General features: G+C 53.1%; 20 protein-coding genes. 13 read left to right on the top strand and 7 right to left on the bottom strand.

The window, feature by feature from the left end; genetic code table 11:
• Positions 1-1,210: 1,210 nt before the first annotated feature.
• From C1N56_RS12220 to C1N56_RS12170, 11 genes are all read left to right on the top strand, one after another.
• Positions 1,211-1,975, top strand: a complete 765-nt coding sequence (locus tag C1N56_RS12220; RefSeq protein WP_394516703.1) for a helix-turn-helix domain-containing protein — start codon at positions 1,211-1,213, stop codon at positions 1,973-1,975.
• A gap of 515 nt (positions 1,976-2,490) precedes the next feature.
• Positions 2,491-2,997 (top strand): hypothetical protein, encoded by a 507-nt coding sequence (locus C1N56_RS12215; protein WP_394516702.1) that lies wholly within the window; start codon positions 2,491-2,493, stop codon positions 2,995-2,997.
• Positions 2,998-3,133: 136 nt separating this feature from the next.
• Positions 3,134-3,697, top strand: a complete 564-nt coding sequence (locus tag C1N56_RS12210) for a recombinase family protein (protein ID WP_394516701.1) — start codon at positions 3,134-3,136, stop codon at positions 3,695-3,697.
• Positions 3,698-4,583: 886 nt separating this feature from the next.
• Positions 4,584-4,931: a hypothetical protein gene (locus tag C1N56_RS12205; protein WP_394516700.1), complete on the top strand. Its 348-nt coding sequence runs from the start codon at positions 4,584-4,586 to the stop codon at positions 4,929-4,931.
• Positions 4,931-5,221 carry a hypothetical protein gene (locus C1N56_RS12200; RefSeq protein ID WP_394516699.1) on the top strand — a complete coding sequence of 97 codons (291 nt, stop codon included), beginning with the start codon at positions 4,931-4,933 and terminating at the stop codon, positions 5,219-5,221. The genes C1N56_RS12205 and C1N56_RS12200 overlap by 1 nt, the downstream gene beginning before the upstream one ends.
• A complete protein-coding gene (locus C1N56_RS12195; RefSeq protein WP_394516698.1) occupies positions 5,221-5,967 on the top strand; it encodes a hypothetical protein in 747 nt (248 codons plus the stop codon). Before C1N56_RS12200 ends, C1N56_RS12195 begins: the two co-directional genes overlap by 1 nt.
• Positions 5,968-6,040: 73 nt before the next feature.
• Complete coding sequence (locus tag C1N56_RS12190) at positions 6,041-8,284, top strand: tape measure protein (protein ID WP_394516697.1); 2,244 nt, start codon at positions 6,041-6,043, stop codon at positions 8,282-8,284.
• Between the two features lie 242 nt (positions 8,285-8,526).
• Positions 8,527-8,694, top strand: a complete 168-nt coding sequence (locus tag C1N56_RS12185) for a hypothetical protein (RefSeq protein WP_394516696.1) — start codon at positions 8,527-8,529, stop codon at positions 8,692-8,694.
• The gene (locus C1N56_RS12180; RefSeq protein WP_394516695.1) at positions 8,663-9,172 is read left to right on the top strand and encodes a hypothetical protein; all 510 of its coding nucleotides are present in this window, start codon (positions 8,663-8,665) and stop codon (positions 9,170-9,172) included. The genes C1N56_RS12185 and C1N56_RS12180 overlap by 32 nt, the downstream gene beginning before the upstream one ends.
• Before the next feature lie 638 nt (positions 9,173-9,810).
• Positions 9,811-9,975: a con-10 family general stress protein gene (locus C1N56_RS12175; protein WP_010616548.1), complete on the top strand. Its 165-nt coding sequence runs from the start codon at positions 9,811-9,813 to the stop codon at positions 9,973-9,975.
• A 110-nt stretch (positions 9,976-10,085) separates the two neighbouring features.
• Positions 10,086-11,000 (top strand): DMT family transporter, encoded by a 915-nt coding sequence (locus C1N56_RS12170; RefSeq protein ID WP_021508290.1) that lies wholly within the window; start codon positions 10,086-10,088, stop codon positions 10,998-11,000.
• Here C1N56_RS12170 and rutG read toward each other — a convergent pair.
• Genes rutG through rutA form a run of 6 tightly spaced genes read right to left on the bottom strand, consistent with a single transcriptional unit; the run spans position 10,997 to position 15,943 of the window.
• Entirely contained in the window at positions 10,997-12,322 is a 1,326-nt protein-coding gene (rutG, locus tag C1N56_RS12165; protein WP_058769582.1) for a pyrimidine utilization transport protein G, read from the bottom strand. The genes C1N56_RS12170 and rutG overlap by 4 nt on opposite strands.
• 45 nt (positions 12,323-12,367) lie before the next feature.
• Positions 12,368-12,889, bottom strand: coding sequence for an NADH-dependent FMN reductase RutF (gene rutF, locus C1N56_RS12160; protein ID WP_058769583.1), 522 nt, complete (start codon positions 12,887-12,889; stop codon positions 12,368-12,370).
• 14 nt (positions 12,890-12,903) lie between these two features.
• Positions 12,904-13,704 (bottom strand): pyrimidine utilization protein D, encoded by an 801-nt coding sequence (gene rutD, locus C1N56_RS12155; protein WP_021508287.1) that lies wholly within the window; start codon positions 13,702-13,704, stop codon positions 12,904-12,906.
• The gene (gene rutC / locus C1N56_RS12150) at positions 13,704-14,099 is read right to left on the bottom strand and encodes a pyrimidine utilization protein C (RefSeq protein WP_021508286.1); all 396 of its coding nucleotides are present in this window, start codon (positions 14,097-14,099) and stop codon (positions 13,704-13,706) included. The genes rutD and rutC overlap by 1 nt, the downstream gene beginning before the upstream one ends.
• A gap of 42 nt (positions 14,100-14,141) precedes the next feature.
• On the bottom strand, positions 14,142-14,852 hold the full coding sequence (rutB, locus tag C1N56_RS12145; protein ID WP_336698564.1) for a pyrimidine utilization protein B: 711 nt from the start codon (positions 14,850-14,852) through the stop codon (positions 14,142-14,144).
• Positions 14,852-15,943: a pyrimidine utilization protein A gene (rutA, locus tag C1N56_RS12140; protein WP_394516694.1), complete on the bottom strand. Its 1,092-nt coding sequence runs from the start codon at positions 15,941-15,943 to the stop codon at positions 14,852-14,854. Before rutA ends, rutB begins: the two co-directional genes overlap by 1 nt.
• 308 nt (positions 15,944-16,251) lie before the next feature.
• On the opposite strand from rutA, the gene rutR reads away from it, so the two are divergent.
• Together rutR and C1N56_RS12130 are read left to right on the top strand one after the other, a co-directional pair.
• Positions 16,252-16,887 (top strand): HTH-type transcriptional regulator RutR, encoded by a 636-nt coding sequence (rutR, locus tag C1N56_RS12135; RefSeq protein ID WP_058780786.1) that lies wholly within the window; start codon positions 16,252-16,254, stop codon positions 16,885-16,887.
• Between the two features lie 25 nt (positions 16,888-16,912).
• Complete coding sequence (locus C1N56_RS12130; protein ID WP_021508282.1) at positions 16,913-17,887, top strand: metal-dependent hydrolase; 975 nt, start codon at positions 16,913-16,915, stop codon at positions 17,885-17,887.
• A gap of 41 nt (positions 17,888-17,928) precedes the next feature.
• Here the strand turns inward: C1N56_RS12130 and cycA are convergent, their stop codons facing one another.
• Positions 17,929-19,320 (bottom strand): D-serine/D-alanine/glycine transporter, encoded by a 1,392-nt coding sequence (gene cycA, locus C1N56_RS12125; protein WP_021508281.1) that lies wholly within the window; start codon positions 19,318-19,320, stop codon positions 17,929-17,931.
• Positions 19,321-19,391 lie beyond the last annotated feature (71 nt).

Raw genomic sequence — 19,391 nt, 5'->3', positions numbered from 1 at the left:
GGTTGCGATACTCAGGTTTAACCTCAACCGATGTAGCTCGTTTAATCGTGTCAGGTGAACATCTAATCCTGAAACTCTCACCGTACTTCTGAAGCATATGTATGCCCGTCGATGTATTTCCTTTCCTCACTAAGCTAACCATGTTTCTCTCCAGAAAGGGGGGCAACAAGCCCCCACAGTGATTAGTGCATGTAGCGGTCGAACATCCACTTGAACAAACTACTCAACGCTACCTTGCATACCCAAATAAGAGGGATCAGGTAGGGTTTAGGCTTGCCGTTTCGGTCATAGAAGACTGATTTTGATCGCATAGGTTTTCCTTTGAGCGACTTTACAGTGAACCGAAACTGCCTCACAATGATGGTGTCAAATCGTCAGTAGGGCAGTTCGGCAACGAGACTTCTTTACTGCTAAACACCTTTTGGTGTGGGGAAAAGGCTGGGAGCATTGGCGTGCTTTCCAGCTTTTTTTCTTTCCATATTTACCCTCTCTTCTATGCGTAATTTACCTTTAGCCAGGCTCTAACTTCTCATCACATAAATCTCCTAAGTTATACACAAGTCATTCCTTGTGAGTAACTCTGTGGATAAACACTATATGTTCAGGGGTGATGGGAGCTTGGGACTTCTTATACGGGATATGATAGCCAGCATTTTAATCATCACAAGCATTGATTTTCACAAAAAATTCGGTCAGGGGGGATGCAAAAATCCTGGAGCGTTATTCCATAAGGCCTGACACTGGTGTCAACTCTTAGCAGCTTTTTTTTCAACTATTGATCGAGCGCGTATTTATTGCTCATTCAGGCCTATTCGAAATTTTCTGAATATGATTGATATGAAAAAAACTCTGAAATTTTGGTCGAAACCTTAGTTAATCTTGAAGAGGTATTTGATGATCCTGCATATTATTATTTACAGAAACTATAACTAAGGGTACTATTAAGTATAGCCGATGACTATCCCGCACTCATCGCGTATCCATCATGTATGAATACCTCCCTAACAAACTCTTCAATGTCACCTGACAGATTACTTTGATTGTCCCTGCAAGTTGATGCGGGTCGTAAAACCAGTGTTAGCTCTCATACATGGCTGACGGTTTCTCGCAGGGGCAATTCTTTTTAATAAGGTGATATTGAAGAGTTTTTTATTGTCTGTTTGACAGTGGCTCTACTATCCCGCAACCACTAATCACACTTGAGGTTTTAATGTATGTAACTGATAAAAATCGTACTTTCGTAAAAGCGTATCATGATGTCCTGAAGTCACCCGATTTGAATCCCACCGATAAACTTGTCTACCTGACTTTACTGTCTTACCAGGAAGCAGGCCTTCAGGTGTTCCCTTCGAATGAGCATGTAGCGGACTCTCTCTCCGTATCAAAGGATTCGGTTATCAGGGCGACCAGCAAACTGGTCAAACTTGGGGCTATCGAGAAGACACGCAGGTTCAACAAGTCCAATCTTATTACTGTGCATTCGCTGGAGGTTGCAGATTGCAATGTCCAGAGGTCGCAAAATGCAACCTCCAGAGGTAGCAAAGTGCAACTCTATAAGAATACAGATAATAATAAGAATAAGATTAGTAAAGAAGAAGAAGGTCAAAACCAAGACGCTTCGCTATCACAGGTAAACATGGGATTGGAGGAAACCAGAATCCATTGTGATAAGAGCGTTAGCGATCTTAATCTTGATGAAGAAATCGCTGAAGCTAAATCTGTAAAGAGAGAAGAACTGGTGACACAGACATACGCCAGTATGCCTCTTGCTCAGGAAGACGATGAACCACTCGATCATGACGATGACTACTCAGGTGATTCATTTACTGCGTCTCAAGACGATGACGATGATTTGCCTTACAACGATGAAGAAGAAGAACCCATTCAGAATATCTTCTCAACCGGTAACCGTATCAAAATGGCTCCACATCAGGTAAAGCGTCAGAACCAGTTCAACCGCAATAACCCCGCCTAATAATTCTGCTGCTCAGTCCTGAACTATGTTGAGGCTGGGCGCTCAGTTATAACGTCAGCAAAGACCCACCTCCTACGCAAGGTATCCCATCCAATGTACGAACTCTTACCCACACCAGAAGTGCAACACTTCTTAGCACTGATCCACTCTGGACAGACACCTTCTCAGGCTGCTAAACAGTCTGGCCTCAACCCACATGAATCAATCCTGATTCGTAAACTTGCTGGACTACCAGTAAGCAGCCATCAACAGAACATCCCTGAGAAGGTCATTAATCTACGATCTCAGGGACTCTCTCATAAGCAGATTGCCCAGCAACTTGGTATCTCCCAGAGCTATGTGAACCTCTGCTTATGTCGTCATTGCAAACAATCACGGTAACTAACCATGCAACATTTCATTTTTCATTTTCTATACGACATCGTCCCCTGCGGTGTCTTTACTACGTTTCTGCTCAAGCTCGTTAACGATCTCACCAGCAAAGACGACTGAACAGAAACTCGCTCAATTGAACTTTGATTAAATTATTGATTATTAAATATTTATTTGGGCGTGTTCTTTCGGTTTTCTGTTCAGTATTTGTCGCTATCGCTGCCCAGCTATCCACCTCATTTGGAAAAATCTGCATAATGTCCGAAAACAAACAACTCACACCCGCTGATAACGCAGCCACTGCACCAGCCTTGCTTCGTACCTGCATCAATCCAGCAGACGTCGATCTGTTCCAAGCTGCTGTGTTCTATCGTGACCCGACGCTATTAGCTCTGTTCAGCTTGAAGCCTGACGATGTTCAGCTTAAAGATCAGCTTGCAGTGATGGGTAAATTCACCGCTGACCGTAATGCACAACGCAGACACGAACAGTCTAAGGTCAACAAACAGCTTAAGGGCTTAACTGACCAGCCAGACACAGAAGTTACAACATCCAGTGTGACCCCCTCTAAACCACCAGCATCGGCTACACCAACCTTTCAACGTCACGCAGGACTAACCAGTCAATTCGCCCCTGAAGTAGTCGCATAACAAGTCTCAAAACCATCTCCTTTCAAGACAACTAAAAACATGTCCCGAAGGCACTGAAAACGAGTCTCAAAAGGTTGTTTTCATCTTTTGATACATGTATATTTATGAGACTATCTTTTGAGACAGGATCTATCACATGTCAGTAATCGGATACGCTCGTGTATCAACAAACGAACAGACCATCGCAAACCAGCAACAGCAAATTTCTGAATCTGGTTACCAGGTAACAAAGTGGTTCAGTGATTCCGCTGTATCGGGTGGTGTTAAGGCGTCAGAGCGTCAGGGGTTCAGTGACCTTCTGAAATATGTTCGTGAAGGGGATACACTTATCGTTGTCGCCATTGACCGTCTTGGACGTAACACAATCGACGTGCTGTCCACAGTTGAACTTCTACAGGCTAAGGGCGTTAAGGTCATCAGTCTTCGTGAAGGCTTCGACCTGTCTACCCCGGTCGGGAAAGCCATGCTGACCATGATGGCTGGACTTGCATCACTGGAAAAGGATCTGATTGCAGAGCGTAGGACAGCAGGCATTAAGCGTGCTCAGTCAGAAGGTGTTCACTGTGGCAGGCCAATTAAAGCCACTGGAGAGCAGGTTGAACAGTTGGTTAAGGCTGGCATGTCACCAAAAAACATCATGTCTCGACTGAACATAAGCAAGGCAACTTTTTACCGCCTCAGGCAACAGGCGACATCGTGACAGGTTAATCCACAGCGGGTCTGTAGAGCCCACGCTGTTCAGAACCCTTCTCAGAAGCTCTCACAGCGCATCTGTGCAGATATTTTACTTCCTTTTGCAAAGTACCTGCCCGTGCCTTTGTGACGAGTCTAAGTACCCCGATTCAGACGCTACAGATATTTTCCAGTCACCCCCCCTATACCCTTTTCAAAAACACCCTCTCTGATTTTCAAAAATGAAAAAAGGCCCACCAGCAAATGTCTACCACTCCCAAAATCTCCCAAGCAGAAATTGAGTACAACCGTCGATTGTCAGAAGAAGACCGCCAGCGCGAAATTCTACGTCAAAAGGCTTACCGTGATGTGCGTGCGCAAGCTCACCTGTTCAGAGTGCTCCCGACAGAACCTGCTCACTGCTATCAGAACAGTGCTGGTTATCGTGTGACCTGTGACAGTCTGCCCATATCACTTTGTTAACAATATTGCAACAATTATATTTACAAAATGGTCACATTCTGTTACTATATAAGAGTGGTCAGTAGTTCTTGAGTCACTCCCTGATGCCCTATAGCGCGGTGTAAATCTCCTTCACCGCCTATCTCAGAATATCCCCAGCCAGATTCGCAAAGATGCCTTTCAGCGGTCATCTCAACTAAATCCTGTTCAGCTCCCGTTCCTCCAGCGGCCTCGTAGCGATAGGTGCAAAACTGTTTTCCCGTACCTTTGCGGGGATGCGGCGACAAGCAGTCTTTGCGAATAATGGTTCTCTAAGTCGTTAACCTGATCATCGGGTTAGCGATAATTTTTTATCTAACCCTATAAGGTATCCCCGCAATGATCCCTGCACTCGTACTCACTATTACCGTTATCGCTGCCTGTAGACTCGAAACATTCTGGAGGGAACGTTAATGCTTGAAGTAAACGACCTACTGAAATTGATGGAATCACAGCAAGAGTCCACCAGCGTTAAAACCATCGACCAGTATACCCAGCACACAGAACATCTCGCCGAGCTTGAATCTGAACTCGTCTCAGTAAACCGCCAGCTCAGCGTGACCCGTAAAAACATCGCTCACTACCAGCAATTGGCTGCACAAATGCTCAGAACTAACCCTGAGAGATTCGGGCCTGAAGTGGTGAATCTGCTGGAAAACATCATCACTGCAAAGGTGATGCATGATCACCCGGAGTTATTCGATCAACTTCACCAGCTTGAGCAGCGTGCTGGACAGATTTCTAAAGAGGTGAGCGCTTAATGAATGGCAACATCATCAAATGGCGAGATGAATCTGACCTCAGTCGTGGCTTCGTGATTGACCTCGACACTGTATCAACAGGTCAGCTCTTCAAATGCATTTATGCCGAACCTCATTTACTCATGAATGCTTTCAGCGATGCTTTCCTCTTAATGCGCTTCCCCCCGGAAGAAGCCGAAGAACACGCCAACGAACTCTACGCAACAACACGTGACCAGATGGATCAGTTTATTGACCGTCTCCGCGCAAAACCTTACTTACAAATCCCTGCAACTATGAGCAAACACTAATGATCACCCTAAAACACATGCAAACTGAGTCACACCATATCAAGCAAGACCAGACCGACACTTTCGTTGACGTTGATGAGGCACTAACAGAACGCATCCAACAGGAAGCCATCGCCCATCAATCTTCTGCACAGAATAAATCTGAACAGGCTGAACTTGATCGACAGGCTGACTTTGACGATCTCTTCCCCTCGGAGAAACGTCTGGCAATTGAGCGCCACTACACGCCAATCATCCAGAAACTCGCCAAACAGCATGAAGAACTATGTGACCAGGTAGCAGAATTTGAAGACAACCAGCTCCGTTACCGTGCTGAATTTCAAGCTCGGTTTGCCTATGATCTCCAACACAGAGATGTAAAGACCGTGGACTGTGCTGGTGAACATCATTTCAATGAGATGATCAAGACTGGCGGCCTGCACATTGAAGGCTACAAACTGGTTGAGAAACGTTCACTTGGTGGACATATTCAAATGGTTAACGGTGCTGCTGTCAGCACACCCGGATCATCAAAGCTGGTCTATATCCCTGTTGATGTCGAAAGTCTGATGTCATACGCACACAGCTCAGAGGCTCATAATTACTCACAAGAACTTTACGATGCAGAGCTACAACGCCTTATCAGCCGCCGCAAGAAAGCCGCTGTAGGACTCACTGAAGCGAAGCGGGCAGCTCGGACAGCCCTGGATTCAATTCCCACATTTGAGCAGCTCATCTCAGACGTGGTCAAGCGTGCGAAAAAGTAACCAACCCACAATTAAGACCCCTCTATAAAGCTCTGGTTATCGCCAGGGCTTTTCTTTTATCTAAGGTAAAGCAATGGCTAATCAGGCAGTTGTAGACGAATTTATTATTGAACTTGGCTTTTCAGAGAAGGTGCTGGCTGGCCTTACAAAACTCGAAAAGCAGATCCTCCCAATCGCTACGAGAATGGAGAAGAGACTGGACAAAGTCTTCTCAAAAGACCGCAGCAAACTCATGAACCCGACTTTTAAGGCTATTGAGAAACGAGCACAGACAGCATCACGTAACATCAACCGTTCTCTGACGGATGCCTTTCGCATTGGCAATGCTGGTAATGGTCTCTTCCGTTCTTATGAACAGGAGGGTAGAGCAGCATCAAGAAACGTTGCCCGTATGATGCGTGATGCATACCGGACACAGCCTCGTGTGACCATTCCTCCTGTAACAACAGCCCCTAGAAACCGACCACCAGCTAACATGCGTGACCGCATTAACGCTGCCGCTGAACGTGCCCGCACAAGCTCTCTGTACGGGCGTTTACAGCTACGTGATGATGGCTCAGCCCAACGCTATAGCTCGCGTTTACAGCTTCTCCAGATGCAGCATACAGCGTCTGAGAACCTGCGCGGATTCCAATCGAATCTACGTCGTCTGAACTATGAATTCAGCCAGCAGCTTCGAGTAGCTTCACAGGCCCGTGCTTCACAACGTCTTGCAGCGATGGAATCAAGCAACCTCGGATCAGCGTTTGGCGGTATCTCATCAGCAGCAATTCCCCTTGTAGGCGCTCTGATGTCTGTACAGAAAGCTGTTCAGTTCTTTTCAGACAGCATTGAAGAAGGGGCGAAGCGCCAGCAGGCTGCAACTATGGCTCAGGTAGCATACGGTTCGAAGCAGGAAGCTCTACGCATGACGACCAAAGCTGATGAAGTCGCTAATCAGTATGGATTGGATACGGTGACCGTACGTCAGCAAATGGCTCAGATGCGCCTGACGATGCCTAAAGGATTTGATAACGACAAACTTGCTAAGTTCTTCGCAGATGAGTCCGTGTTTGCGCACACAACAGGCATGAACAACGACGCTGTTTACCGTCTTAACTACGCTATCCAACAGATCGCGGCATCTCCAAAATTAAATGGTCAGGACTGGTTACAGGTAGTCAACGCGAGTCCAGCATTAGTATCAAAACTGGCTGACACACTCGGTGTAAAAGATTCTTCTGATGTGAAAGCGAAGCTGAAAACCATGAAGGGGTCAGATATCGCTGAACTAATGATGAAAGCGATGCAACCAACTCCCGAACAGGTGAAGATGGCTCAGCATAATATCCTTGCTGCTCGTGGTCGCATGTACAACGCTGAAAAATACGCGATGGATAAAAATTTCCGTGGTTTCAGCTCACACCTTTCAACTCTGTATGACTCCCTCGCCAGTTCACTGAACAACTCTGGTGGACTGTTTGAACGTGGCGGTCAGGCTATCGGCTGGTTTATCGAACGCCTAAACGATATCACCAAAACGCTCGATAACATCGGGATGAACGTTGACGGGTATCTGACCCTGTTCGAAGAGATGTGGGACAAGTTCTACAGCACACTGTCACCATCTACACAAAAAGCCCTTGATACTGTTAAAGACCAGTTCAACACCTTCTTTGACTGGCTAATTGTGACCGCTACCGCAGCTCTTGGCCTCGGGGGTCTGAAACTTGGTGGACGTCTGCTCGGTGTTGGTCGTGCTGCTGGTGGCACTGCTGAGGCTGCTGCTGAAGGTGGCGCAACTTCTGTGATGGGTAGTACCGCAGGTAAGTTTTTTGGTATTGCTGCCGCTGCTGAGATTGGCATGACGCTTGGTAACCTGATCTTTGACAAATGGATTCCAGAGTTCCAGAAGTTCGCTCAGAAAGAGTGGGGTTGGGGCGGTGCATCTGGTACTGAAACCACACACGGTGGCAACACACTCAAAGACAGCCCTGTTGATTGGTTATTCACTAAAATCGGTGATGTGTGGGATGATCTCGGCAAAGGTGGTCTGAAAGACCCTGCTTTGGCAGGTTACAACCCATACGCACAGCAGAATCAGGCTGCATTGTCAGCACAGAAGCCTATCCAGTTTGCACCTCTTCGCATTGAGGTTGTTTCTAATGGGCAGCTTAACGTTGCTCTTCCAGACGGTACAATCCAGCGTGTAGCACTCGACACAATCAACCAACAGCATGAGATGCAAATGATGTCTGCAACTGGCCTTGCTGGTTCATGGCAGAGTCTTGGTCAGAATGCTGGCTGGAACCCTTCACTTCTAAAGAAAACTGACTAACTTTGTTGTATCTAAAGGCCGTAACTTATCGTTTAAAGGTAACATAAGTTAGCGGCTACAAATAAGGTTTCAATACGGTAATCCGTTGACGACTTCGTCAGCAATAGAATACTATTACTACTGGAGTAGTAGATTAACGCTACGTCGAGCACTACTACTTGATACTGAAGTTATTGAAGTTCTGTATGTGACAAATTGGAATGTACAGAACACTCCCATCGCTTTGCGAAGGAGCCTATACTATGAGAAATGACGAAAAAACTAACAAAAACATCATCCGCGCTCAGGCTTTTCTGTCTAAAGGTAACAGCGGTAAAGATTTTGCCATTGAAGGTAAAACGTCTGGTGAGCGTCGGGCAAGTCTTGCAAGGATTCTGAATGCTCAAAAGCGTACCCATAGCGTTTGTTAAGATTAATCAGTTCTTCACCGAGTTTAGTGGAGAGTATGGTTATGACACCGAAAAGTACATCGACGACCTCTCTATTTTAATCGACAAGTGGATTGATGCAGGGTGTGTAGAGGTCTATCAATTTGATGACGACAAACTTTTCGGAAGAGCTAAAGAAAGTGACAGTGACGGTCAGGGGCGTTTAGTAGTTGAGTATATTGGTATTTATCATGCCAGACTCAGACCTAACTTTAATGATCCGCTTGTGGTGATCAAGTTTAGTGAAGACGCTGAAGGTAAGAAATACGTTTCAGTGCGATTCATTAGCGACCACAAGCAATTGTTCGGTGATCTGGACATCAAGCATAATGCTGTGGCATTGAAATCTTTAAGACAGTCCGTTGATGCAAAAATCCGTCACGGAAACGATAAAGACTTTGAAGACGAAGAAGACGCTGACGCTGAAGTTGAAGACCAAAAAGACGTTGACGTTGATTAATAACAAATATTTAAAACCCCGTTTGAAAGCCTCGCGGGGTTTTTTTATTTGTCAAAGCTCATCATCCGGTACGCTGAAACTACAATGACCTGAAAAGCCAGCGTTAACGTGCACTTTGTGACCGTGACTAACATACACAGATCAGTTCGTTGTTTTCATCCCTATACTTTTCCTTTAACTGTGCAGCTTCTGCAACATTGCTCAAACCCCAAGCAGTAAACCAGCCAATAAAATTTCATCCTATGAACCTCTAAAATAGATGATATACATCATATACTTACCTTTATTCGCGTTTAGGTAAGTAAGATGACCAGAATTTTTGCCATCGTGTTTTCATCCTGTGGTGTAAGGAACAGAAAGAAGTATAGAAGAGGCTGCGCGCTATGCTGGTCAGCCATTGAACAGTCATGGATATCGCGCTGCGACTTCTGCCGCTAACCGCTTGTTTTTCAGCTGAATATCTCGCCATAAAAACGATGCTAAGCGGTTTATCTGTTGCAAAGTATGAATGTGTGCCTGATTGTGCGCATCCATTGGCTATGCTTTAAGCGGGTGTGGCGAGATATTACGCACCTGACCTGACACTGTTAGCGCAGTGAAATGTCTTCACCACCTATGCTCAATACCTGGAGGAAATGATGGCTCAACATCGTGGAGGATCAGGCAACTTCGCGGAAGATCGCGAAAGGGCCGCGGAAGCGGGTCGTAAAGGCGGTAAAAACAGCGGCGGGAATTTCAGAAATGATCCGCAGCGTGCTGCCGAAGCAGGTGAAAAGGGGGGACGCAGCCGCGCGAAAAAATAGTGCGTCTGTGACGGTATCCCCGGCCGCCGGGTACGCCCGGCGGTTACAATGATTGCAATTTGCCCGGCTAATCAGCAAAAATGTGCGCCAGTCCTCTATTCTGGTACGTTATGTCTGCTTCCACTTCCCGCCTCAGCCTGCGTATTACGCGTCAGGAGCTGGTACTTATTTTTATCACGATGGTCTGGGGTGGCACCTTTCTGGTGGTGCATCGCGCCATGGCGCACTCGGGGCCGTTCTTTTTTGTCGGACTGCGTTTCGCTACCGCCTCGCTGCTGCTGGCCTTTTTCTTTCGCCGCTATTTGCGTCACATTACCTGGCTGGAAATCAAAGCGGGTGCGCTGATTGGCGTGGCAATTGCCGGTGGTTACGGATTGCAAACCTGGGGTATGCAAACCATTTCCAGCAGCCAGTCGGCGTTTCTGACGGCGCTTTACGTGCCGGTGGTGCCGCTGTTGCAGTGGCTGTTTCTGCGCCGGCCGCCGGGCCTGATGGCGTGGCTGGGCATTTTGCTGGCGTTCACCGGTCTGGTGTTGGTGGCGGGTCCGCAGGATGGCAGCCTGACGCTGAATGCCGGTGAGATCGCCACGCTGCTCAGCACCCTCGCCATTGCCGCCGAGATCATTCTTATCAGCCGCTACGCCGGACAGGTCGATGTGCGCCGCGTGACGCTGGTACAGCTGCTGGTGGCCTCGGCCTGCGCCTTCGTGCTGATGCTGCCCAACGGCGAATCTTTACCCACGTTATCGGCGCCGCTGCTGTTCAGCGCGCTGGGCCTCGGCGCGGCCAGCGCGCTGATTCAGGTCACCATGAACTGGGCGCAGCGCAGCGTCTCGCCGACGCGCGCCACGGTGATTTATGCCGGCGAGCCGGTGTGGGCCGGTGTGGTCGGACGCATTGCCGGCGAACGGTTACCGGCCGCGGCGCTGCTGGGCGGCGCACTGATTGTCTGCGGGGTGATTGTCAGTGAACTGCGCCTGCGGCGCAAAAAAGCGGTGCCGGAGCAGGCACCGCAGAAGCCTTAAGGCTGCGGGCGCGCCGCCGGCTGGGTCAGCGCGGCACCGCGTCGCTGCAGAATTGCGTTGAGGATGATGGCACCGAAGGTGGCCGTGCCGATGCCGCCGAGGGTAAAGCTGCCAATCTTCAGCGCAAAATCCCCGGCGCCGAGCACCAGCGTGGTGGCCACCATAATCAGATTGCTGTTCTGGCTAAAATCGACGTGGTTCTGCACCCAGATGCGCGCGCCCGCCACAGCGATTAAGCCAAACACCACAATTGAAGCGCCGCCAATCACCGGGCCGGGAATGGTGTGGATCAGCGCGCCAAACTTGGGCGAAAAGCCCAGCACCAGCGCAATCAGCGCCGCAGCGACAAACGCCAGCGTGGAGTAGACTTTGGTCACCGCCATCACGCCAATGTTTTCGGCATAGGTGGTGACGCCGCTGCCGCCGATGGAACCGGACAGCATGGTTGCCAGGCCGTCGCCGACGAACGCGCGTCCCATCCACGGATCGAGATTGCGCCCGGTCATGCCCGCCACCGCTTTAATGTGGCCGAGGTTCTCCGCCACCAGAATAATCGCCACCGGTGCGATCATCACGATTGCCTGCATATCAAATACCGGCGCGGTGGTGTGCGGCAGACCAAACCACGCGGCGCTGGCCACGCGGCTGAAATCCACCGGCTTGCCGAAGCCCATCACATTGGTCAGCAGAGCGTACAGCGCCCAGGCGACAATCAGCCCGACCAGAATCAGCAGCCGCTGCACCATACCGCGGGTGAACACCGCCACCAGCCCGATGCACAGCACCGTCATCACCGCCATCCAGCTATCAAACATCGAGGCGGAGACGCTGTGCACCGCAATCGGTGCCAGATTAAGGCCGATGGCCATCACTACCGCACCGGTGACCACCGGTGGCATCAGGCGTTCAATCCAGCCGGTACCCACTTTCATCACCACCAGGCCAATCAGCGTGTAGAGCGCGCCGCAGGCAATAACGCCGCCCAGCGCCAGCGCCAGGTTGGGATTGAGCCCCTGACCGTTGAAGCCGGTAATGGCGATCACCACGCCGACAAACGCGGCGCTCGATCCGAGATAACTCGGCACGCGACCACCGGTAATGATAAAGAACAGCAGGGTGCCGATACCGGAAACCAGAATCGCCAGGTTGGGGTCCAGCCCCATCAGCAGCGGCATCAGCACCGTTGCGCCAAACATTGCTACCGCATGCTGCAGGCCCAGCACGAACGTCTGCCCAAGCGGCAGAGTCTCGTCGGGGGCAATCAGCCCGTTATCGCTCATGGCTGACTTTTTCTGCCAGCGGGGGAACCAGGAACTCGCCATCGTCTTCTCCAGGGTAGTGGTCGAACCGGGCCGCACGGTGCGGCGTTAGCGGGCGTCCTGCCGTGAAAGGGCATGGTAGCGACGGTCAAACCACATCAGACCGGGCTGGGCATCATGGCGCTCCAGCGCCATCACGTTGCAAAACAGAATGTCGTGTGTCGCCACGCTGACGACCTGCGTGATAGTGCAGTCGAACGCCATCAGTGCCCCCTGCAGCAGCGGTGCGCCGCTGCGCTGCGTGTGCCAGCGGGCGGCGGCGAAACGTTCGGTCATCGGGGTTTTGCCGCCAAACAGCGTCGACAATGACTCCTGCCCGGCGGCCAGCGTGTTCACGCACAGCACGCCATTATCGCGGAAGAGGGGCCACACCGACGCGTTGCGATTGAGGCAAACCAGCAGCGTCGGCGGCGTATCACTGACGCTGCACACCGCGGTGGCGGTAAAACCGGCGCGTCCGGCGGGACCGTCGGTGGTGATGATATTGACCGCCGCGCCCAGGCCAGACATGGCATCGCGGAAAGCCTGCTGGCTCACCTCAGGCAACAGAGGCAGTTCATGTACGCTCATCATCGGCTCCGTGATTAGCTGGCGCGGCGAGCCGGCGTGGCGGTGTCCGCCAGCCAGCGCAGCAGCAGCGCATTAAAGTTGTCGGCATCGGTCACGCTCATGGCATGGCCGCCCCACGGCATCTCAATCAGGCTGCCGTTGGGCAGCGCCTGCGCCAGCTGCGGCGAGCAGCTCCATGGCACCAGCAGGTCATCCTGACTGCATATCGCCAGCACCGGCTGGGTGATTCGCGAGGCGTGCGGACGGAAATCGGCCGATTTCAGCGCGTGCAGACGCCGCAGCAGGTTCTCCATGCCCTGGAAATGCGCCACGTGATGCACATCCTCCGCGCTGATGCGCGACTGATGGCGTGCCAGCCATTCGGCCGGATAAAGAAACAGCGGCTGCGCGCGCACAAACGCTTCCACACCAACGTTGAGCAGCAGATCCTGGCGCACCTGGAAGCAGCGCTCGGTGTGGGCATCCAGCGCCAGCCAGCCGTTAATCACCACCACGCGTCCCACGCGCTGCGGATAATCGAGCGCCAGCTGCAGGCCAATCAGCCCGCCAAGCGCATGGCCCACGATGTCATACTGTTCGATGCCGTGCTCCGCCAGCGCGTCGGCCAGTTCCGCTGCCATCATCGCCATGCTGTAACCTTCCGGCAGCGTATCGGGGCTGCGACCGGTGCCGCGCTGATCGTAGGTCACCACGCGATAATGTGGCGTCAGTGCCGCCAGCTGCGGTTGCCAGAACGCGGCCACGCCGCCCAGCCCGGACGACAGCACCAGCGTCGGCGCGTCGGGCGCGCTTAATCCCTGAATGTCCAGATGCATTACGCCTCCTGCCGGCCAATGTGTGCCACGCTGGCGATTTCAATCAGCGCATCGGGTTTCACCAGACCGCACTGAATACAGAAGCGCGCCGGTTTGTCGCCGGGAAAATAGTCGGCATACACCTGGTTCACCGCCGCGTAGTTGCTCCAGTCGGTGATGAAAATCGAGTTGAAAGTGACGTCCTGCAGGCTGCCACCGGCGGTCTCGATCACTTTTTTGATGGTTTCCAGCACGTGGCGGGTTTGCGCCGCCGCATCCCCAACGTGTACCACGTTGTTGTCGGCATCGAACGGCAGCGTACCGGAAACATACACCACGCCATCGGCTAAAGTGCCGGGCACAAACGGAGCGATCGGCGTCGTGGTGCCGGGAGGAATAATCACTGTTTTAGGCATGACTCAGAGTCCTTATTATTAAGCGTGCAGGTGAAACGGCGGTTACGACTTCAGCGCCTCGCAGAAGGTGTCGGTATCGCTGACCCAGCCAAAAAAGGTTTCAATGTTGAACAGCGCCGCCTGCTGAGCAAACGACGGTCCGGCCTGATGGGTGGCATCGGCCAGCACCACGCCGAAATACTCGAGGAAAAAGCCGTCGCGCAGCGTCGATTCCACACAGACGTTGGTGGCAATGCCGGTAAACACCAGATGACGAATACCGCGGCTGCGCAGCATGCTGTCGAGCGGCGTGTTGAAAAAGCCGCTGTAGCGCGGTTTGGGCAGCACGATATCGCCGGCTTGCGGTACCAGTTCATCCACCAGCGCATAATCCCAACCGCCTTTTGCCAGCAGCGTGCCTTGCAGCTCCGGCCGCTGACGCATGGTTTTCAGCGCGTTGGATTTATGGAAATTAGGCGAACCGGCGTCACCGGCTTCGACATACTGATTATCCCAGCCGTTCTGGAACCAGATGATCTGCATTCCCGCCGCGCGGGCGGCGGTAACCGCCTGATGAATCCGGGCGATAACCGGCTGCGTGGTGGAGACATCAAACCCGGCCAGATCGAGATAACCGCCCTGGCTGGCGTAGGCGTTCTGCATATCCACCACAATCAGCGCGCTTTGCGCCGGCGGCAGGGCGATGGCTTCCGGGCGCGCCGGCAGAGTCACAGCAGGCTGGCTGCTGCTGTGGGCACAAACGACGGTATTCATTATGCAACCTCCTTGTGGGCGTCAATCAGCGCGCGGCGGCACGCCATCAGCGGCTGGATACGTTCACCAAAATCTTCAATGCCCTGCAGGAAATCATCAAAGGTCAGCAGCACGCCTTCGGTGCCTTCCACCAGCGCCACTTCATCCAGCATGCGTGCCACGCTGGCATAAGAACCGACCAGCGTGCCCATATTGATGTTGACGGCAGAGGTCGGATCGGCCATCTGGCGCACATTGGTGTCGCTGCCGGATTTGGTGTCCTGCTGGCTCTGCGTGGTGAGCCAGGCGAGGGCTTCCTCGTCAGCACCGGCTTTGTAGTGTTCCCATTTGGCGCGCGCGGCTTCGTCGCTTTCGGCGGCGATAATCATAAACAGCACGTAGGAACCGACGTCGCGCCCGGTTTTGTCCGCGGCCTGTTTCATGCGTGCGGCAGTGGGTGCAAAGGCGGTCGGGGTATTGACGCCCTTGCCGAAGCAGAAGTTGTAATCAGCGTATTGCGCCGAAAAGGCCATGCCGGCATCACTTTGACCGGCGCAAATCACCTTCATCGGCTTCTGCGGCTGCGGACTGACGCGACAGTCGTTCATAGTGAAGAATTCACCTTTGAAGTCGCTCTGGCCAGTGCCCCACAGATCGCGCAGCACCGTGACGTACTCGGTCAGGTAGTTGTAGCGGCTGACGAAGTACTCATCGCCCGGCCACAGCCCCATCTGTTCATACTCCGGCTTCTGCCAGCCGGTCACCAGATTGACGCCAAAGCGGCCGCCGGAGATCGAGTCGATGGTGGCGGCCATGCGCGCCACAATCGCAGGCGGCAGCGTCAGGGTGGCGGCGGTGGCGTAGATTTCAATGCGTGAGGTCACCGCGGCCAGTCCGGCCATCAGGGTGAACGACTCGAGGTTGTGGTCCCAGAATTCGGTTTTGCCGCCGAAGCCGCGCAGCTTAATCATCGACAGGGCAAAGTCGAAATGATAATGCTCGGCCTTAAGCACGATCGCTTTGTTGAGCTCAAAGGTCGGCTTATATTGCGGGGCATGCGTGGAGATCAGCCAGCCGTTGTTACCAATCGGGACGAAGACGCCAATTTTCATGTGAAACCTCTCTGCAATGAACATGGATTGCTTCACGCGCTGCGCTGCTTCCTGCACGCATCCTGCGGGCGGCGCTCGATCACAAAATTGCAAAGCCTGTGCCACAATTTTAAAAGTGATACATAACAATCAGTTAAAATCAGCGACGTAATGAATCCTGAGTGACTGGTCCAAAACAGACCATGTGGTCAAAACAAATTGCACGTTTTTCATGCGTTGCCTGAACGAAAAAGGTGCAGGGCACAGCATTAGGCAGGAAACAGGGCGTTTGTTATGATGCGATTTCGCAGGATGGACGAGGTAACAGTGTGAAAAGCGATGAAAAAAAACCAGGACGTCGATCGCGGGCCGTTGCGGCGAAGCGGGCCGCTATTCTGGAAGCGGCCTTAACCTTCTTCTCTCAGTTTGGGATTCATGGCACCAGCCTCGATAAAGTGGCCGAGCGCGCCGACGTGTCGAAAACCAACCTGCTTTACTACTATCCGTCAAAAGAAGTGCTGTATGTGGCGGTACTGAAAGAGATTCTTGATGTGTGGCTGGCGCCGCTGCGTGCGCTGCGTCATGACCAGGATCCGCTGGTGGCCATCCGCAACTATATTCGTCTCAAGCTGGAAGTGTCGCGTGACCACCCGCAGGCATCGCGCCTGTTCTGTCTGGAGATGCTGCAGGGCGCGCCGCTGCTGAAGGGCGAGCTGGCGGGGGATTTAAAAGCGCTGGTGGATGACAAAGCGGCGATTATCGAACAGTGGATCGCCGAAGGGCGTATTGCCGGCGTGCAGCCGCAGCATCTGTTCTTTCTGCTGTGGGCGACCACGCAGCACTACGCTGATTTCGCGTCCCAGGTGGAAGCCATCACCGGCCAGACGCTAAACGATGCGGAATTTTTTGCCCAGACGCTGGATAACGTTCAGCGCATGATCATTGAAGGGATCCGCGTGCGCTGATCCCCGTGGCTGACCAGGAGAGTGCATGGATTCGCTATCACAACTAACGCTGGGCGCGGCGGTGACCGTGGCCGTAATGGGCAAACGCGTGCCGCTGTGGCAGGCGGCGCTGGCGGGGGCGGTCGCGGGCACGCTGCCGGACCTCGACGTGTTTATCGACCACGGCGATGCCATCCGCAACATGACGCTGCACCGCACCGAGAGCCACGCGCTGCTGTGGCTGACGCTGGTGACGCCGTTTATTGGCTGGCTGGTGGCTGGCGCGACGCGCAGCCGGCAGCACTGGCGCGCCTGGTGCCTCGCCATCTGGCTGGCATTGATCACGCATCCGCTGCTGGACCTGACCACGGTGTACGGCACGCAGCTCGGGCTGCCGCTGACCGATTACCCGTTCGCCATCGGCAGCATGTTCATCATCGATCCGCTCTACACGCTGCCGCTGCTGATCGCCCTGATCGTCGCACTGTGGCGGCGGGATGCGTGCGGGCTGCGCTGGAATCAGGCCGGATTGCTCATCAGTACGCTGTACCTGGGCTGGAGCATGGTGGCGCAGAGTGTCGCTACCCGGCATATTGAGCACCAGCTGACGCAGCAGGCCGTGCAGCCGCAGCAACTGCTGGTGACGCCCACCGCGTTCAACACGCTGGTGTGGCGCACGGTAATTATCACGCCGCAGCGTTACGGGGAAGCCTGGTGGTCGCTGCTGTCGCCCGATCGTCCCTTACAGATCCGCTGGTACGATCGCCATCCCGCGCTTTTTGCCCCGTTTAAAGGCCAGTGGCACGCCGAACGCGTTGCGTGGTTCAGCCATGGATTTTATGCCATGCGCCAGCAGGGCAATGACACGCTGATCGTGGATTTGCGCATGGGGGAAGAGCCGGATTACACCTTTACCTTTAATCTCGGTCCCGCCGCAGCGCCGGCAGCAGCACCACAGCGGGAAGATTCGCTGCGGCCGTCGCTGGCGCAGGCGTGGCACAAATTCACAGAACGCTTATAACGAAAAAGGCCCGGATAACCGGGCCTTTTAGTTTACGTGAATCAGGCTTTACGCCGGCGTAGCAGCCAGCCCATGGTCAGCACCACAAACCACAGTGGCGTCACCATCAGCGCCTGGCGGGTATCTTCCTGCAGCGTCAGCAGCACCAGCACAAAGGCAAAGAAAGCCATGCACACCCAGCACATCAGCTTGCCGAGTGGCATTTTGAAGCGTGACGCCGCATGACGCTGCGGATGCTGTTTGCGGTAGGCAAGGTAGCTGCACAGGATAATGGTCCAGACAAACATAAACAGAATCGCCGAGACCGTGGTCACCATGGTGAAGACCGTCATCACATCCGGAATCAGGTAGATCAACGCCACGCCCGCCAGCAGACACAGGCAGGAAAAGAACAGGCCGGTGGTCGGCACCGCGCGCGCTGAAAGGCGGCCAAACGCTTTATGCGCCACGCCCTGTTCCGCGAGGCCATACAGCATGCGACTGGTGGAGAAGATGCCGCTGTTGGCTGAGGAGGCCGCGGAGGTCAGCACCACAAAGTTAACGATGCTGGCAGCGGCCGGCAGGCCAATCAGCACAAACATTTCAACGAACGGACTGCGATCCGGCATGACCTGGTTCCACGGCGTCACCGCCATGATCACCAGCAGCGCCAGCACGTAAAACATGATGATGCGCAGCGGGATCGCGTTGATGGCGCGCGGCAGAACTTTATGCGGATCTTTGGTCTCCGCCGCCGCCGTACCCACCAGTTCAATGCCGACAAAGGCAAACACCGCAATCTGGAAGCCGGCAAAGAAACCGCTCAGCCCTTTCGGGAACATGCCGCCGTGATCCCAGATATTGCTCAGCGCCGCGTGACTCCCGTTCGGCGAAGGGTAGTGCAGGCTGACCAGCACAATCCCGGTGATGATTAACGCCACAATGGCGACAATTTTGATAATGGCGAACCAGAACTCCATCTCGCCAAACAGTTTCACCGTGGCAATGTTCAGAGCAAGGAAAACAAACACGCACAGCAGCGCGCTCATCCAGATTGAGAAGTCCGGGAACCACAGCTGGAAATAGGCGCTGATCGCCACCACGTCGGCGATGCCGGTCACCACCCAGCAGAACCAGTAAGTCCAGCCGGTGAAATAACCGGCCCACGGACCGAGCAGATCGGCGGCAAAGTCGCTGAAGGATTTGTACTCAAGGTTGGAGAGCAGCAGCTCACCCATGGCGCGCATCACAAAGAACAGCATAAAACCGATGATCATGTAGACGAAGATGATCGACGGACCCGCCAGGCTGATGGTTTTACCGGAGCCCATGAACAGACCGGTGCCAATGGCACCGCCGATAGCGATAAGCTGGATGTGACGGTTATGCAGGTTGCGCCGGAGTTTTTCCGGCTGTTCGGCCTCAATGGGCGCCGCTTTAGATTGATCAACCATAAAAATATCTTTCCTGTCTTGATGTTGTGTCAGCTCTGCTGGCTGTTGAATAACGTGCTGTTGCACAGGGC

The organism is Pantoea sp. SGAir0175 (assembly GCF_043547855.1).
The sequence above is the reverse complement of the archived record's forward strand: the minus strand, read 5'-3'. Positions and strand labels throughout refer to the sequence as shown.